The following is a 498-nucleotide window of genomic DNA, read 5'->3' as shown; positions in this document are numbered from 1 at the left end:
GGTACTGGTACTAATTACCTGAAGTTTAGAGGTTTTTCTTGGAAGCCCTTAGGCGCACTATCTCTTTGTCCGAAGACTCCGAGTACTATCGTATTTCCCCAAGACGCGTGGATTTGCCTGCGCATCTTATAGGTAGGTACTTCAACGAACTATTCCGTCAGTTCGCGGCGCTTTCATCACTCCGTCACCCCATCACAGTAATTAGTAGTACGGGAATATTAACCCGTTAGCCATCGACTGTCCCTTTCGGGTTCGCCTTAGGACCAGACTAACCCACAGCTGATTAGCATAGCTGTGGAAACCTTAGTTTTTCGGTTTGCGGGTTTCTCGCCCGCATTATCGTTACTTATGCCTTCATTTTCTTTTCTAACCAGTCCAGCATACCTTACGATACACCTTCAACCCTGTTAGAATGCTCCCCTACCACTTACAGTTGCCTGTAAATCCATAGCTTCGGTAATATACTTATGCCCGATTATTATCCATGCTCGTCCGCTC

Annotated in this window: 1 rRNA gene; it reads right to left on the bottom strand. The window is 46.4% G+C overall.

The window, feature by feature from the left end:
• Positions 1 to 498 (bottom strand): 23S ribosomal RNA (locus BW716_RS35490); the annotation flags it as partial.

The sequence above is a fragment of the [Flexibacter] sp. ATCC 35208 genome (genome assembly GCF_001975825.1).
Lineage (GTDB): Bacteria > Bacteroidota > Bacteroidia > Chitinophagales > Chitinophagaceae > Chitinophaga.
Note: the sequence above shows the minus strand (reverse complement) of the source record. Positions and strands in the feature narration are given on the sequence as shown.